Genomic DNA, 16,528 nt, shown 5'->3' with positions numbered 1-16,528 from the left:
CGCGCTTTCATTTTTTTATTCTTCTCGCAAAGGCGCAAAGACGCAAAGCGAAACTTAGTAACTTTGAAACTTTTTAGAAATCAGCATCGAAGCTAATTTTCTGAGAATCGCTATCTCCTTGAGATCCGCTGTTCATTACACCCGCTTTTTGGTATTCTGAAACACGTTTTTCAAAGAAATTTGTTTTTCCTTGCAACGAAATCATATCCATAAAATCAAACGGATTTGAAGAATTATAAACTCTTTCGCATCCTAATTCCACTAATAATCTGTCGGTTACAAATTCTAAATATTGCGCCATCAAAGTCGCGTTCATTCCGATCAAACTTGCTGGCAAGGATTCTGTGATAAATTCTCTTTCAATATCAAGAGCATCCACCAAAATTTCTTTGATTCTTTCTTTCGGAACTTTATTAACCAAGTGATGATTGTGCAAATGCACTGCAAAATCACAGTGAACGCCTTCATCACGAGAAATTAATTCGTTTGAGAATGTCAATCCTGGCATTAATCCGCGTTTTTTCAACCAGAAAATAGAACAGAAAGCTCCAGAGAAAAAGATTCCTTCTACTGCTGCAAAAGCGATTAATCTTTCTGCAAAAGAATCAGAATCAATCCATTTTAAAGCCCAGTCTGCTTTCTTTTTGATCGCTGGAAAAACTTCCAAAGCACGGAACAATTGGTCTTTTTCAGTTTCGTCTTTAACATACGTATCAATCAACAACGAATAGGTTTCGCTGTGGATATTCTCCATCATAATTTGGAAACCGTAAAAGAATTTCGCTTCCGCGTATTGCACTTCGTTCACGAAATTTTCAGCCAAATTCTCGTTTACAATTCCGTCAGAAGCGGCAAAAAAAGCAAGAATGTGTTTGATGAAATATTTTTCGTCACTATTTAATTTGTTATTCCAGTCATTTAAATCCTGGTGCAAGTCGATTTCTTCAGCAGTCCAAAAACTAGCTTCCATTTTCTTGTACCAATCCCAAATATCATGGTGTTTGATTGGAAAAATGACAAATCGGTTTTTGTTTTCTTGTAAAATTGGTTCTATTGCAGACATATTCGGTTGACTTTTATTGTGTTGGAAAAAACGATTTTTCGTTATTTCAGAGATACAAAGATTGTCATTTCTTACGGTTTAAAAAAGCCAAACTTATCCACAATTGGGCATAGTTTTGAACAACTGAAAATTTTACCGTGACTTTTTTTACAAAATATAAAATATTGAAAAACAAACAATTACAAAATAGAAAACGTTGTAATCGCCCGTAAAATATAGGAATCTTTGTATAAAGAAATCCTTAAAAAGAATAAAGGAAATTTATTGGTTTTTTAACTCTTGGGCCACTTTTTCAAGTTCCATATACCAGTCTTCACCAAAGCGACGAACGAGTGCTTCCTTGACAAATTTATACACCGGAACTTCCAATTCTTTGCCTAAAGAACAGGCATCGTCACAAATATCCCATTTGTCATAATTTACCGCAGCAAATTCTGAGAAATCCTTAATTCGAATTGGATACAAATGACACGAAACCGGTTTTTTCCAGTCAATAATTCCTTGATTGTAAGCTTGCTCGATACCGCAAAGTGCCGTTTTTCCGTCGAAGATGACGTAAGCACAATCTTTATTATCAATTAATGGCGTTTCTAAATCGCCGTCGGTTCCGGTCACCCAAGTTCCTTGTGCCTCGATTGCGGCAATTCCTTCCTTACGAAGAAATGGTTTCACTTTTGGATAAATGGCTTCCAAAATCTTGGTTTCCTCTTCATTTAATGGTGCGCCGGCATCGCCATCAACACAACAAGCGCCTTTGCAAGCCGAAAGATTGCACACAAATTCCTTTTCTAATATGTCTTCAGAGACAATGGTTTTTCCTAATTGAAACATTTTGCAAAGATACGATTTGGATTTTAGAATTCAGAATTTAGAATTGAGAATTTATATATTAACGCAATAATCAGATTTTCAGTATATTATGATGATAAAAAATTAACGTATGATTAGCAATTTTCTTGTTTAAATAAAATATTTTTGCAGCTTCAAAAAAGCAGTAAGTCATGGGATTTGATTGGAAAGAAATTTTTACCGTAAGTATGGTTTTGTTCGCAGTAATTGATATTGTTGGAAGTATTCCGATTATTGTCGATTTGCGCTCAAAAATTGGTCACATTCAATCTGAAAAGGCTTCGATCGTGGCTTGCGTAATCATGATTGCTTTTCTTTTTGTGGGAGAAGAAATCTTGAAATTAATCGGAATTAACGCGAGTTCTTTTGCTGTTGCAGGTTCTTTCGTTTTGTTTTTCCTGGCGCTGGAAATGATTCTAGGAATTCGTTTATATAAAGAAGACAATCCAAGTACAGCTTCGATCGTGCCAATTGCTTTTCCTTTAATCGCTGGAGCCGGAACAATGACCACAATTCTTTCGCTTCGTGCAGAATATGAAAAAATAAATATTATTATGGCGATTATCATAAATATAATTGTAGTTTTCGCTGTTCTAAAGTCTTCCGCTAAAATTGAGAAAATTCTTGGTGATAACGGACTCGGAGTCATCCGAAAAATATTTGGAGTCATATTATTAGCAATTGCTGTTAAATTATTTGGCGCCAATGTTAAAGGGCTTTTCATCTAAAATAGATTTTATTAATTTCACAGTCATAAATAGACACCCATCTTATAATGAAGATTTTTACTTACATATTAATATTTTTAGCCTTAGCATTAATCGTATTTAACATCACAATTTTAGACTTTGATCATCTTTTTGAAGGCGATAGCGTTGTGGGTTTGATTGGTATTGCTGCTTCTTTTTGCGCCATTTTTATTCTATTAATTTTTAGAATGTCAAAAATGATCGAAGAGAAAACTAAAGACAGATAATCACTTATGTTTGACGTTTTAATAATCGGCGGAGGCGTTTCAGGAATGTCGTGCGCCTTGGTTTTAGGTTCTGCCGGAAACAAAGCTTTTGCAGCTGACAAAAAAATCGGAATTTTTACACACCAAAAAGCATCAAATCTTCAAGATGCCTTATTTAATAATGCTTACGGGATTCCAGCTGGAAAATTAGGCTCGGAAATCATGTCTGAAAGCATCGAGCAATTAACTACACTTTATCCACAAGTTGAACAGATTTCAAACGAAAAAGTTTTGCGAGTTGACGGTCAATATCCAAATTTTACGGTTATAACCAACAAAGATTCTTACCAGACAAAAATGATTGTTGTGGCGATAAATGCTTCGAATACTTTTGCAATTGAAGGATTGATGCAATATGTGGTTCCGCATAAAAAAGCAATTGTTGAGAAGAATAGAATTCAACTTCAGAACGAAGATCATTTAGTTTCCAGCGGCATTTATGTAGCGGGAACTTTGGCAGGCTGGAGAAGCCAATTGTCAATCGCTGCAGGAAGTGGCGCGTCTGTTGCCACGGATATTTTAACTTTATGGAACGAAGGGAAACACTCTCAGGTTCACGATAGTATTCGAAAATAAATGATAGCTTACAAAAAAAAATTAGCCACGAATTCACGAATTTATTTTTTATTCGTGAATTCGTGGCTAAAAAATTTTATTTCGCCTCCAAAACCGCTTTGATCATCGCATCCTCTTTCAATACGATTTCAAAATACTTGCCGTCACCATATAATTGTCTTGCAAATTCAGCCGTCAAGTAACGTTTTACAAGGTTTCTGGTATGTTTCAAATTCAATAAGACTGCATTCTTTACCAAATATTTCTGGAAAGCATCAAAGTAAACATCGGTTTTCTGCATTTTTTCTTGGAATTGATCAAAAGTCAATCCTTTAAAATCATTTCGGTTTTTGTCCAATTGTTCAAAGGCAAAATAACCAACCAAACCAGATTGCATCAAATAAGCGATGCTTTCTTCGCCGTGTTCTACTTCTAAAGGCACAAAAATATCTGGAACGATACCGCCTCCGCCATACACAATCCTTCCTTTTGGTGTTCTGAATTTTAAAGTGTCAGCCACTTTGATACTATCTGATTTGTATAATTCTCCCGAATCAAAACGTTTTTCAAATTCCTTGAAATATTCTTCGCTTCCTTTTTCGTAGGACTTTTGAATCGATCTTCCGGTTGGCGTGTAATATCTTGCAACCGTCAATCTTACGGCAGAACCATCACCTAAAGGCATTTCTCTTTGTACCAAACCTTTTCCAAAAGATCTTCTTCCCACGATTAATCCGCGGTCGTTATCTTGAATGGCTCCGGCTAAAATTTCACTTGCCGAAGCACTATTTTCATTGATTAAAATATATACTTTTCCGTTTTCAAAACTTCCGTCGTTTGTGGCAAAAGTTCTGTCGATTCTGCCTTTTTTATTTTTTGTAAATACGATTAAAGCATCATCTTTTAAAAAATCATCAGCAATTTCAATGGCTTTGTCAAGATAACCGCCGCCATTATCACGAACGTCAACGATCATCGACTTGGCGCCTTGTTTTTTCAAATTCAGCAACCCTTCTTCGAATTCATCGTAAGTAGTTTCTGCAAAACGATTCACCTTAATATAACCGGTCGTTGGATTCACCATTACAGCAACATCGACGCTTTTTATCGGAACGATGTCTCGTTTTACTTTGACTTTTATTTTTTTATTTTCACTTTTTCGATAAATCGTAAGTTCTACTTCTGAGCCAACGCTTCCTTTTAATTTGGAAAACAAAGTATCATTAGTAATTTTTTTTCCGAAAAGTTTGTAACTATCTGCAAACAAAATTCGGTCTCCAGATTTGATTCCTGCTTTTTCAGAAGGTCCGCCTTCTACTGGTTTTATGACGGCAACAGAATCATTGTACATATAAAAATTGACCCCGATTCCCACGAAATCACCTTTCATGCTTTGAGAAACCTGCTCAAATTCATTCTTGGCAATGTAAACCGAATGCGGATCTAGTTTTTCTAAAATTCCGGTGACAGTCAAATCTACAATCGAATCGGTGTTGACATTATCGACATATTCGCGGTCAATAAAATCAAGTAACTTGTTTAATTTATTTTTCGGATTTGTTTTAGAAAAAGCAACGCCTTGGGTCGGAAAATTAAGCATTCCGCCCAAAACCACTCCGATAGCCAGAGCAGCAAAAATAACGATTGGTAAATATATTTTGTTATTTTTCATTCATTTCAGTTTCTGAGATATGCACTACCTCAACGCCTGCTTCTTTTAAAAATTGTATTCCTGATTCGTCCTTGTAACCGTCTTGATACACCACTCTTTTGATACCAGATTGGTGAATTAATTTACTGCATTCTTTGCAAGGCGAGAGCGTGATGTATAACGTCGCTTTATCGCAAGATTGTGTCGATCCAGCAACTTTTAAAATCGCATTTGCTTCTGCATGAAGCACATACCAAAGCGTCAATCCGTCTTCACTTTCACAGCAATTTTCAAATCCGGATGGCGTTCCGTTATATCCGTCAGAAATTATCATTCTGTCTTTTACAATAATTGCGCCAACTTGTTTTCTTTTGCAATAAGAAAGTCGGCTCCATTCTTTTGCAATTCGAAGGTAAGCTTTGTCGTATTTATTAAGTTTCTTTGGATTCATTTTTTTTAGTTTCTAAAATGCTAAATTTCTAAGTTTTATTTTTTTGCGTAATTGATTTCCTGAACCTTTTACCCAAAACCTTACACCTTAGTTATCACTTTGAAACCACTCTGCAAAAGAAGTTTCAGTTTCCTGTAATCGTAGCGAATGCAAAGCGATATTTTGTGGTAATCTGCTTTTTATTTTTGCTGCAAAATCGATCACCATATTTTCACTAGTTGGCTGATAATCCACCAAAATCACGTGATGATCACGGCTTTGCAATTCTTTTGCCAATTCAATATGTGGCGTATTTTGATTAAAAACTGTCGCGTGGTCAAAAATATCCACGATTTCTTCTCGCACAATTTTCTTTAAATCTGAAAAGTCAATCACCATCCCAAATTTCACGTTTGAGCTGTCCGTAATTGGCGTTCCGATAACGGTTACCGACAATTTATAACTGTGTCCGTGGACATTTTTGCATTTTCCGTCATAGCCGTAAAGCGCGTGCCCGGTTTCGAAATTAAATTGCTTGGTAATTCTGATTTTGCTCATTCTATTATATTTGGGTGCAAATTTAGTTACTTTTTAAATTGGTTTAAGGCATTTTTCGTAAAATCTGACAAAACCAATTTCCCAGAAATCGAAGCTCTTTCATATAATAAGGAATCCCATTTTTCGGTTCCTTCCCAAAGCACTTTTTTCATTTCTGACAATGCTTCCGGATTGTATGATGCTAATTTCGAAGTAAAAATTTCTAGTTCTTTATCTAAATCTTGAATCGTTTCAAAAACTTTCGCAAACATTCCTTTTTCTTGAGCCCAATACGCATTTTTCCATTCGTGCGCGGCCAAAGTCATTTCTGCCAAAGCACCTTTCCCAATTTTCCTAGAAACCGCCGGCTCGATTACAAAAGGCCCAATTCCAATCGCTAATTCTGATAATTTTACAGAACTATCAACAGTCCCAAAAGCATAATCGCAAGCGGAAGCCAAACCAACGCCACCACCAACAGCTTTTCCGTGGATTCTTCCTATGATTAATTTAGAACATTTTCGCATCGCATTAATTACGTTTGCAAAACCTGAAAAGAATTTTGTTCCCTCAATCAAATCTGAAACTTGCAATAATTCATCAAAAGAAGCGCCAGCACAAAATGCGCCTTCGCCTTGGCTTTTCAAAATAATCAAGCTTACCTCATTATTTTTGCTTAAAGCATTTAATTCGTCTGTCAAGCGTTGCAAAAGCTCGCTCGGAAAAGAATTACTCGCTGGATGCCCGAATTCAACGGTTGCAATTTTATTATGGATTTGAGTATAAAGTGAGCCGTTTTCTCTATCTGTAATCATAAAAAGTATATTTTTCGTAAAGTTACGGTTTTGCAAAATAATTTCCGCCGAAGGTATTTGGTTTTTGTGATTTAATTGACTTTATTTGCTGAACGCTTGGGGGATTAGCTCATTTGGCTAGAGCGCTTGCCTGGCAGGCAAGAGGTGGTCGGTTCGAATCCGATATTCTCCACAAAACTTCAAACCCTCATTTCATTTGATCTGAGGGTTTTCTTTTTTAGCATTATTAACATTTCCATTTGCCAATTCTTGCGAATTATTGACTTTCTTCAACAAATTTTTACCTAAAAAAATTGATACTTCAATAATTTAGACCTAAAAAAAACAATTTCCAATTTCGATGTTAATAGAAGTGAGAAAGTTTGAGATGTAGAAAAAACTTTTTAAGTTTACTATTATAATTTTACACATTAAAATAATGAATAATCACTTTATTATGAAGCACATGGCTTGCATCTGCTGCTCGAAAATCGAGGAGTGATTTGTCAGCTTTTGCCATTTTAAAATGATTCAAGTATAACAAAGACTCCTCAAGAAATTGGGGATTTTTTATTTACAAATAATATCAAATGATTTCAAATTCAATGCTTTTAAACGAAACCTGCTGCTGTCTGCTTTTGTGGTCAAGAGAAAGTCGTCCAATTATAGCATTGCCATATAATTAGTTCTACCAAAGCCTCTTGATATATTTCAAAAGGCTTTTTTTAATTTGACAAAAGAATGAATATTCAATTTTTAGAAAACTTAGCGCAACTCAATCTTGAGGATAGTTTGAAATTTCTTTCAGAGAATTTTGGCGAAAAAATGGTTTTTTCGACAAGTTTTGGGATTGAAGATCAAGTGATTTCGCACGCTATTTTCGGACAAAAAATAAAAAATATCGAAGTATTTACCTTAGATACCGGAAGATTATTTCCAGAAACGTATGCTGTTTGGGATAAAACACTTTTACAATATGGTGCCAAAATAAAAAGCTATTATCCAAATGCGGATGCGATTGAAGCATTTGTAAATGATAACGGAATCAATCCATTTTATACATCAATTGAATTGCGAAAAGAATGCTGTTCGATCAGAAAAGTTGTTCCGTTGCAACAAGGTTTGAAAGGTGCCAAAATCTGGATTACCGGTTTAAGAGCCGAGCAATCTGAGAATAGAAATTCCTTAGAAATCATTCAGTGGGACGAACAGCAACAGCTTTTCAAATACAATCCGCTTTTGCATTGGACAACCGAAGATGTGATGGATTACTTGAAGAAAAATGCGGTTCCATACAACACTTTGCACGATCAAGGTTTTATCAGCATCGGTTGTGCGCCTTGTACTCGCGCCATAAAACCGGGTGAGAATTTCAGAGCCGGAAGATGGTGGTGGGAAGACAATTCTAAAAAAGAATGCGGTCTTCATAAATAATTTTAAAATTTTTAGCAGTAAATGAATAACTCAAAAGACTATCTAGACCAATTAGAAAACGAAGCGATTTACATTCTTCGTGAAACTGCCGCGCAATTTGAGAAGCCTGCCTTGCTTTTTTCAGGCGGAAAAGACTCGATTGTTTTGGTGCATTTGGCATTAAAAGCATTTCGTCCGGGGAAATTTCCGTTTCCTTTAGTACATATTGATACAGGACATAATTTTCCGGAAGCGATTGCTTTCAGAGATTATTTGGCCAATAAAATAGGAGAAAAATTGATTGTCGGTTCGGTGGAAGACAGCATCAAAAAATACAATTTAAAAGAAACTGCAGGTCGTTTTCCGTCAAGAAATTCGTTGCAGACTTACACGCTTTTGGATGTTATCCAAGAAAATGAATTTGATGCTTGCATCGGAGGCGCGCGTCGTGATGAGGAAAAAGCGCGTGCCAAAGAAAGAATTTTTTCTGTCAGAGATGATTTTGGCCAATGGGATCCAAAACTGCAACGTCCTGAATTATGGGACATTTTAAACGGAAAAACGCAACAAGGCCACAACGTTCGTGTTTTCCCGATCAGCAATTGGACTGAATTAGACGTTTGGAATTACATCCAAAAATACGACATCGAATTGCCGAATTTATATTTCTCTCATGAAAGAGAATGCATCGTTCACCAAGACAAATTGGTGGCGACTTCGCAATTTATTCAGCCTTTAGAAACCGATACTGTTGTGGTTGAAAAAGTGCGATACAGAACCGTTGGCGACATGACTTGCACCGCAGCAGTTCCCTCCGAAGCGGCTACAATTCAGGATATTATTGAAGATATTATCCAAACAAGAATCAGCGAAAGAGGTCAAACACGTTTAGACGACCAGCTTTCTGAAGCCGCAATGGAAGACCGCAAAAAACAAGGATATTTTTAATTTAAAGCCAAGAAAACGAATATGAAAACATTACGATTTATAACCGCAGGAAATGTTGACGACGGAAAAAGTACCTTGATCGGAAGATTGCTTTACGATTCTGACAGCATCCATACTGACCAACTTGGCGTCTTGCAAAAACAGACCAAACAAGAAGGCGTTGATATCGATTTATCCTTGATTACAGACGGTTTGCGTGCAGAAAGAGAACAAGGAATCACGATTGACGTAGCCTATAAATATTTTTCTACGAAGAAAAGAAAATTCATTATTGCCGATGCGCCAGGCCACGAGCAATACACCCGAAATATGATTACCGGAGCTTCTAATTCTGACCTGATCATTATTTTGGTCGATGCCAGAAAAGGAATCACCGTTCAAACCAAAAGACACGCCAGCATTGGTTCTTTGATGGGAATCAAAAAAGCGATTATTGCCGTGAACAAAATTGATTTGGTTAATTATTCTGAAGAAGTTTTTACAACTATCAAAAATGATTTTGCCAAAATCAGCACCGAATTGCTTTTTGACGAAATTGTTTACATTCCGGTAAGTGCTTTGGCGGGAGATAATATTGTGACTAAATCTTCGCAAACACCTTGGTATTCTGGGAAAGCACTTTTGGAAACTTTGGAAGAAATTGAACCCAAAAGCAACGTCAATCTGGCATCGCGTTTTCAAGTGCAATGGGTAATTCGTCCAAAGGATGAGAAAAATCACGATTACAGAGGTTATGCCGGATTGATTTTAAGCGGAAAATACAATGTGGGCGACAAAGTGAAAATCCTTCCTGCGAATATTGAAACTTCGATTGTGAAGATTGAAAAAAACTTAGAATCAGTTGCTGAAGTAAAAGCTGGAGAAAATGTGGTTTTGCATTTTGAAGATAATATCGACATCAGCCGTGGCGATACCGTTGTGAAATTTGATGAGCTTCCGAAGGAATCGAACCAAATAAATACATGGATTTCTTGGTTGGATAATGCGCCGTTGCAATTAGGCAAAACCTATATTTTACAGCACCGTTTCAGAAATGTTCGCGTGAAAGTACAAGCCATCAACCAAAAATGGAATGTCAACGATTGGGAATTTACGCCTGCCGAAGACATCAAATTAAACGATATCGCACAGATTTCAATTCGCACGAATCAACCACTTTTCTTTGATTCTTTTGTGGACAATGACAAAACCGGAAACGCGATTCTCATTGATGAAACGAGCTTCAATACTGTTGGTGCTTTAATGTTTTTAGAAAATTAATTCCTTTTAATTATGTCAAAAAACAAATCATTATATCAGTCTAATTTTCTGCAAAAACGGATTTTCTTAAATCGGAAGGAAGCCAAATATTGGATCAACGAATTGTCCAACTGGCTTTTTTGCAGTGAAAAAGAATATGTAAATTTTACGTTTTTTGAAAATAAGGAAATCGAATTACAACAGCTTTTAAAAACCTTGCTCGAAGAAGAATCTTTTGCTCCAAATAAAGCGTTGGAAATTGCAGAAAACTTCTTCGAAACTATAAATCTGATTCACAAATCGCTTTCTGAAGATTTAAAAGCAATCTTAGAATTTGATCCTGCGGCAAAGTCACGCAATGAAGTTTTATTGGCTTATCCCGGATTTTTTGCAATTACGGTTTACCGAATTTCGCACGAATTATGGAAACAAAACGCCTTGATTTTATCAAGATTGATTTCTGAATTCGCGCATAGCAAAACCGGAATCGACATTCATCCCAGCGCACAAATCGGGGAACGATTTTTTATCGATCACGGAACCGGCGTTGTCATCGGCGAAACCACAATTATCGGAAACGATGTGAAAGTATATCAAGGCGTGACGCTCGGTGCTTTAAGCGTAAGCAAAGACAAAGCCGCCGAAAAACGCCACCCGACGATTGAAGATGACGTAATTATTTATTCAAACGCCACGATTTTAGGAGGAAATACAACCATCGGAAAAGGTGCTGTCATTGGAGGAAATGTTTGGATCACCAATTCAATTCCGCCAGAATCTTTGGTTTTTCACAAGAGCGAAATCGTCATAAAAAGCAAGCAGGTTTTTCCTGAAGCTTTGAATTTTAGCATATAAATGAGTCTTAATTAATACTATAAAATTATGAAAGCACAGAACATTTTAGAAACCATCGGAAAAACGCCTGTGGTGAAAATCAATAAATTATACGGAGAAAATAAAAACGTTTGGCTCAAATTAGAGCGAAATAATCCAGGAAACAGTATCAAAGATCGTATCGCATTAGCAATGATTGAAGATGCCGAAGCCAAAGGATTGTTGCAACCAGACAGCGTTATCATTGAGCCGACTTCTGGAAATACCGGAATTGGTTTGGCTTTGGTCGGAGCCGTAAAAGGTTATAAAGTTATTTTGGTTATGCCAGAATCCATGTCGGTTGAACGTCGCAAGTTGATGGAAATCTACGGAGCTGAATTTGAATTGACGCCTCGTGAAAAAGGTATGAAAGGTGCGATTGAAAGAGCTGCAGAATTAACTGCGGAAAACCCGAAAGCGTGGTCGCCGAAACAATTTGAAAATCCTGCAAATATTGAAGTCCATAAAAAAACAACGGCTCAAGAGATCCTTGCTGATTTTCCTGACGGATTGGATTATGTGGTTACGGGCGTGGGAACCGGCGGTCATATTACAGGTGTAGCCGAAGTTTTGAAAGAAAAATATCCAAACTTAAAAGTCTTTGCGGTTGAACCAGAATTGTCTCCGGTTTTAAGTGGCGGTTCGCCTTCACCTCATCCAATTCAGGGAATTGGCGCTGGATTTGTTCCTGCTAATTACCACGGAAATTTGATTGACGAAGTAATTCAAGTAAGCAAAGACGAAGCTTTTGAATACGCCAGAGCCATTGCAAAACAAGAAGGAATTTTGGTCGGAATTTCTACCGGAGCTTCTCTTGCCGCAGTTGCAAAAAAAGTAAAAACGTTGCCAGACGATTCGGTAATCCTGACATTTAATTATGATACCGGCGAACGTTACCTTTCAATCGAAGGTTTGTTTTAAATTATTTTCTACCTAAAAGTTTCTTCAATTAGGAACTAAAATATTCAAATGAGTGAACTACTTTTTCCTGTCTTTTTAAAGGCAGATGTGGCTCGATTTTTAATTGTTGGTGGCGGAAATACCGCAATAAAAAAAACCGAAATGGTTTTAAAATTGTATCCAAAAGCCTCGATTACACTACTCTCAGATAAAATTTCCCCATCGCTTTCAGAAATGTTGGGGAAATTTCCGCATATAAAAACTAGGGCCAAATCTTTTACCATCAATGACCTTGACGATGCTGATTTCTTGATTTTGGCAACTGGCGACGATGCTGAAAACTTGGCCTTAAAAACCATTGCCAAGGAGAAAAAGATTCCGGTTTATGTGGCCGGAAATCCACAGCAAAGTGACTTTTCTTTGACTGAAAACTACGCAGAAAAAACAGGAAGACTAAAAATTAGCAACCTCCGTCTTTGGATTTATGGCTTCAGTATTCCTGCATTATTATTAACTGGTTATTTTCTCGGAAGATTTATTTCTCCCGAAGAAATCGGAAGATTGGGCGCAAGTCTTGTCGATAATCTCGACGAAAACATTCTCCTTTTTATTCTAGCCGGTTTTGTAGCGCAACTTATAGACGGCGCGCTGGGAATGGCTTATGGAGTTACGGCAACAAGCTTTTTATTATCCTTTGGATTATCTCCCGCGGTTTCAAGCGCGAGCGTTCACGCTTCTGAAGTTTTCACGAGCGGTGTTTCGGGATTAATGCACTTGAAATTTGGGAATGTGAATTCAAAGTTGTTTAAAAACTTATTGATTCCGGGTGTTATCGGAGCAATTTTGGGCGCTTATATCTTGACAAGTTTAGAAGATTACAACCAATATATCATGCCGATTGTTTCAATTTACACGTTGATTCTCGGAATAATTATCATTAGAAAAGCATTGCAGAAAAAACGTGCTCGTTCCAAAGTCAAACGATTATTTCCACTTGCTGCAGCGGGCGGTTTCTTAGATTCTATTGGCGGTGGCGGTTGGGGTCCGATTGTTTCTTCTACATTAATTGCCAACGGAAAAAAACCGCGGTACACCATTGGTTCGGTAAATTTAGCCGAATTTTTTGTGGCACTTGCCAGTTCATTCACATTCATTGCAACTATTGGTTTCACACATTGGTCGGTTATCTTCGGGTTAATTGTTGGCGGTGTTATCGCAGCTCCGATTGGCGCTTTTATGGCGAATAAAATTCCGACGAAGGCGATGATGATTCTGGTGGGAATCTTGATTATAATTACCAGCTTAAAACGGATTTTATTTTAATCTTACCATTTCATAACATTAGAAATCAAAATTTCACACAACAAAAACATTTCCCAATGAAACGTTAACAGTCAATTTATATCGCATCTTTAGTTTCGCACCACATTAAACACACAAACTATAGATGATGAAAAAATTACTACTCTTGCTTTTCATTCTTGGATTCTGCGCGAGTTCTTTTGCTCAAAAGAACAGCGTAATCTCAGGAAAAATCACAGATCCTGACGGAAATATTTCGTTGCCAGGCGCTACAATCAAATTAAATTCGGGTAACCGTTACACCATTTCGGACCAGATTGGTGACTTTGAATTCTTAAATGTTCCGGCGGGAACGTACCAAATTGAGGTGGTTTACATAGGTTACCAAAATCTTACGCAGGAAGTTACTGTTGAAGAAGGAAAGAACGTGAAAATCAACCTTTCCATGACCAGCGGTTCTGAAACTTTAAGCGAAGTCGTGATTTCTGGCGAGCGTTTAAAAGGTCAAGCGCGTGCTTTGAACCAGCAAAAAAACAATCGAAATATTACCAATGTGATTTCTTCTGACCAAGTTGGGCGTTTTCCTGATGCCAATATTGGTGACGCCTTGAAGCGCGTTCCCGGAATCACGATGCAAAATGACCAAGGCGAAGCGCGAAATATTATCATCCGCGGTCTTGCTCCTGCTTTAAACTCGGTGACTTTAAACGGCGACAGAATTCCGTCGGCTGAAGGTGATAATAGAAACGTGCAGATGGATTTAATTCCGTCTGATATGATTGCGACTATTGAAGTGAACAAAACGCTGACGCCAGATATGGACGGTGATGCCATTGGTGGTTCGGTAAATTTGATCACAAGAGCGACTCCAAACGGGGAACGAATTTCTGCAACTGTTGCCGGTGGTTATGCGCCAATTCGTGAGAAGGCGATTTACACGGCTGGTTTGGTTTATGGAAACCGTTATTTGGATAACAAATTGGGCGTTGTGGTCAGCGGTTCTTACAACAATAATGATTATGGTTCTGATAATATCGAGGCCGTTTGGGTTCAGGATGATTTTGGGAATGTGTATGTAGAAGAAGCTGACATCAGAAAATATGATGTGCAACGAATTAGAAGAAGTGCGGCTGTCGCGGTGGATTATAAATTCAATGACAACAATACGATTTTTGCTAATGCAATTTACAACTGGAGAGACGACCGCGAAAATCGTTTCAGAACAACTTATGACGATATCGAAGCGACTTATGACGGACAAGCAATTACTGGTTTTACAGGTCGTGTAACTCGTGAAACAAAAGGTGGAATCGATAGCGACAGAAACAAAAGCAGACGATTGGAAGACCAAAGAGTTCAGAATTATGCTTTGCGTGGCGAGCACCTTTTAAGCTCAAAATTAGATTTAGACTGGTCGATGAATTATGCTACGGCAAGAGAATTTCGTCCGAATGAGCGATATATTGAATTTCAGCAGGAAGGTTTGGATTTGTTCCAAAACGGAAGCACGAACAGAAAACCTTTGATTACTTCGCAAGGAGAAGATTTAGCACTTTTTGAGCAATCTGCTTTGACCGAAAATAGAGATAATACCGAAGAAAGCGAATTTGGAGCGAAGGTAAATATCCGTTTTCCATTTTCTGTAATTGACGGACAAAAAGGTCGTTTGAGAACCGGACTTCGTTTGAGATTGAAAGACAAATCTAGAAATAATATTTTCTATTCATATGAGCCTTTTAACGGCGTAACCCTTGCTGACGTTGGCGCGAGCTATTTTAACGGAAACGGTTTTAATCCGGGAAGCCAATATATTCCTGGAACTTTTGCTTCAGCAAATTACCTTGGAAGCTTACAATTAAATAATTCAGCTTTGTATGAAAGCGAATTAGATCCTTCTGAATATTTGGCGGTAAATTACAAAGCAAAAGAAAATATTTATGCAGGATATGTGCGTTGGGATCAAGATTTCAACAACAAGCTTTCGATGATTTTAGGTTTCAGAATTGAAAATACAAACATTGATTATACCGGAAACAGAGTTTTAGACGAAGAAGAATTAGAAGGAGAAATCAACACCACAAACTCTTATACCAACATTCTTCCGAGTGCTTCTTTCAAATATAATGTCAACGAAGATTTCATCTTGAGAGTGGCTTTCACAACTGCTTTGGCGCGACCTGATTATTATGCTTTGGCACCTTATGTAAACAATATTGCAGCAGATTCTGAAATTCAGGCGGGAAATCCAGATTTAGATGCAACTTATTCGTATAACTTTGACTTGATGGCTGAGAATTATTTCAAGTCCGTTGGTTTGGTTTCTGCCGGAGTTTTCTATAAAAACTTAAACGATTTTATTTACACGTATAGCAACAATCAATATACTGCAACAGATTTCGCTAATGATTTTCCAACACAGGCGAACCCTATTCCGGTGGATGAAAACTGGACATTCCTGCAATCAAGAAACGGAAATAGCGTGGACGTTTATGGTTTTGAAGTTGCGTTTCAAAGACAATTGGATTTCTTGCCAGGAAAATTCTTGAAAGGCTTTGGGATTTATGCAAATTACACTTTCACAGAATCAAAAGCAAAAGGAATTGCTGACGAAGACGGTAACGAAAGAAAAGACGTGAGCCTTCCAGGAACGGCACCACACATGTTAAACGGCTCACTTTTCTGGGAAAACTCTAAGTTTTCTGCAAGAGCTTCGGCTAACTTTGCTTCAGATTATTTAGATGAATTGGGTTCTGATGCGTTCCAAGACAGTTATTATGACAAGCAGTTTTTCTTAGACTTAAATGCTTCGTATAAAATCACGCAAAACATTAGAATTTTCGCGGAAGCCAACAACATCACGAACCAGCCTTTGCGTTATTACCAAGGAATTTCTTCGAGAACAAAACAATTAGAATACTACCAAGCCCGTTTTAATTTGGGTCTAAAATTTGACTTTTAA

Annotated in this window: 16 protein-coding genes and 1 tRNA gene; 11 read left to right on the top strand and 6 right to left on the bottom strand. The window is 37.3% G+C overall.

Features of this window, described 5'->3' with window-relative positions; all coding sequences use genetic code 11:
• Positions 1-73 precede the first annotated feature (73 nt).
• Complete coding sequence (locus tag ACFPVY_RS11235) at positions 74-1,063, bottom strand: ribonucleotide-diphosphate reductase subunit beta (RefSeq protein WP_379792105.1); 990 nt, start codon at positions 1,061-1,063, stop codon at positions 74-76.
• Positions 1,064-1,324: 261 nt separating this feature from the next.
• On the bottom strand, positions 1,325-1,894 hold the full coding sequence (locus ACFPVY_RS11230) for a DUF3109 family protein (RefSeq protein ID WP_379792104.1): 570 nt from the start codon (positions 1,892-1,894) through the stop codon (positions 1,325-1,327).
• A 170-nt stretch (positions 1,895-2,064) separates the two neighbouring features.
• Here ACFPVY_RS11230 and ACFPVY_RS11225 point away from each other — a divergent pair, with 170 nt between their 5' ends.
• Genes ACFPVY_RS11225 through ACFPVY_RS11215 form a run of 3 tightly spaced genes read left to right on the top strand, consistent with a single transcriptional unit; the run spans position 2,065 to position 3,503 of the window.
• Positions 2,065-2,640 carry a MarC family protein gene (locus ACFPVY_RS11225; RefSeq protein WP_379792103.1) on the top strand — a complete coding sequence of 192 codons (576 nt, stop codon included), beginning with the start codon at positions 2,065-2,067 and terminating at the stop codon, positions 2,638-2,640.
• 47 nt (positions 2,641-2,687) lie between these two features.
• Positions 2,688-2,888, top strand: a complete 201-nt coding sequence (locus ACFPVY_RS11220) for a hypothetical protein (protein ID WP_296142720.1) — start codon at positions 2,688-2,690, stop codon at positions 2,886-2,888.
• 6 nt (positions 2,889-2,894) lie between these two features.
• Positions 2,895-3,503, top strand: a complete 609-nt coding sequence (locus ACFPVY_RS11215) for an FAD-dependent oxidoreductase (RefSeq protein ID WP_379792102.1) — start codon at positions 2,895-2,897, stop codon at positions 3,501-3,503.
• A 76-nt stretch (positions 3,504-3,579) separates the two neighbouring features.
• On the opposite strand, the gene ACFPVY_RS11210 is transcribed toward ACFPVY_RS11215, so the two are convergent.
• The 4 genes from ACFPVY_RS11210 to ACFPVY_RS11195 all read right to left on the bottom strand — a co-directional run bounded on the left by ACFPVY_RS11210 (position 3,580) and on the right by ACFPVY_RS11195 (position 6,915).
• Positions 3,580-5,154 (bottom strand): S41 family peptidase, encoded by a 1,575-nt coding sequence (locus ACFPVY_RS11210; protein WP_379792101.1) that lies wholly within the window; start codon positions 5,152-5,154, stop codon positions 3,580-3,582.
• Positions 5,144-5,584: a deoxycytidylate deaminase gene (locus tag ACFPVY_RS11205; RefSeq protein WP_379792100.1), complete on the bottom strand. Its 441-nt coding sequence runs from the start codon at positions 5,582-5,584 to the stop codon at positions 5,144-5,146. The genes ACFPVY_RS11210 and ACFPVY_RS11205 overlap by 11 nt, the downstream gene beginning before the upstream one ends.
• Positions 5,585-5,671: 87 nt before the next feature.
• Positions 5,672-6,121 carry a 6-pyruvoyl trahydropterin synthase family protein gene (locus ACFPVY_RS11200; protein WP_379792099.1) on the bottom strand — a complete coding sequence of 150 codons (450 nt, stop codon included), beginning with the start codon at positions 6,119-6,121 and terminating at the stop codon, positions 5,672-5,674.
• A 26-nt stretch (positions 6,122-6,147) separates the two neighbouring features.
• Positions 6,148-6,915, bottom strand: a complete 768-nt coding sequence (locus ACFPVY_RS11195) for an enoyl-CoA hydratase/isomerase family protein (protein WP_379792098.1) — start codon at positions 6,913-6,915, stop codon at positions 6,148-6,150.
• A gap of 98 nt (positions 6,916-7,013) precedes the next feature.
• On the opposite strand from ACFPVY_RS11195, the gene ACFPVY_RS11190 reads away from it, so the two are divergent.
• The 8 genes from ACFPVY_RS11190 (at position 7,014) to ACFPVY_RS11155 (ending at position 16,528) form a co-directional block, all read left to right on the top strand.
• Positions 7,014-7,087 (top strand) — tRNA-Ala (locus ACFPVY_RS11190).
• Positions 7,088-7,635: 548 nt separating this feature from the next.
• Positions 7,636-8,328: a phosphoadenylyl-sulfate reductase gene (locus tag ACFPVY_RS11185; RefSeq protein WP_379792097.1), complete on the top strand. Its 693-nt coding sequence runs from the start codon at positions 7,636-7,638 to the stop codon at positions 8,326-8,328.
• Positions 8,329-8,349: 21 nt separating this feature from the next.
• The gene (cysD, locus tag ACFPVY_RS11180; RefSeq protein WP_379792096.1) at positions 8,350-9,255 is read left to right on the top strand and encodes a sulfate adenylyltransferase subunit CysD; all 906 of its coding nucleotides are present in this window, start codon (positions 8,350-8,352) and stop codon (positions 9,253-9,255) included.
• A 21-nt stretch (positions 9,256-9,276) separates the two neighbouring features.
• Positions 9,277-10,515, top strand: coding sequence for a sulfate adenylyltransferase subunit 1 (locus ACFPVY_RS11175; protein ID WP_379792095.1), 1,239 nt, complete (start codon positions 9,277-9,279; stop codon positions 10,513-10,515).
• Between the two features lie 12 nt (positions 10,516-10,527).
• A complete protein-coding gene (gene epsC, locus ACFPVY_RS11170; RefSeq protein WP_379792094.1) occupies positions 10,528-11,349 on the top strand; it encodes a serine O-acetyltransferase EpsC in 822 nt (273 codons plus the stop codon).
• Positions 11,350-11,376: 27 nt separating this feature from the next.
• Positions 11,377-12,288, top strand: coding sequence for a cysteine synthase A (cysK, locus tag ACFPVY_RS11165; RefSeq protein WP_379792093.1), 912 nt, complete (start codon positions 11,377-11,379; stop codon positions 12,286-12,288).
• Between the two features lie 48 nt (positions 12,289-12,336).
• On the top strand, positions 12,337-13,590 hold the full coding sequence (locus ACFPVY_RS11160; protein WP_379792092.1) for a TSUP family transporter: 1,254 nt from the start codon (positions 12,337-12,339) through the stop codon (positions 13,588-13,590).
• Between the two features lie 127 nt (positions 13,591-13,717).
• Positions 13,718-16,528 carry a TonB-dependent receptor gene (locus tag ACFPVY_RS11155; protein ID WP_379792091.1) on the top strand — a complete coding sequence of 937 codons (2,811 nt, stop codon included), beginning with the start codon at positions 13,718-13,720 and terminating at the stop codon, positions 16,526-16,528.

Origin of the sequence: Flavobacterium qiangtangense (genome assembly GCF_042658345.1) — a bacterium.
Taxonomy (GTDB): Bacteria; Bacteroidota; Bacteroidia; order Flavobacteriales; family Flavobacteriaceae; genus Flavobacterium; species Flavobacterium qiangtangense.
Note: the sequence above shows the minus strand (reverse complement) of the source record. Positions and strands in the feature narration are given on the sequence as shown.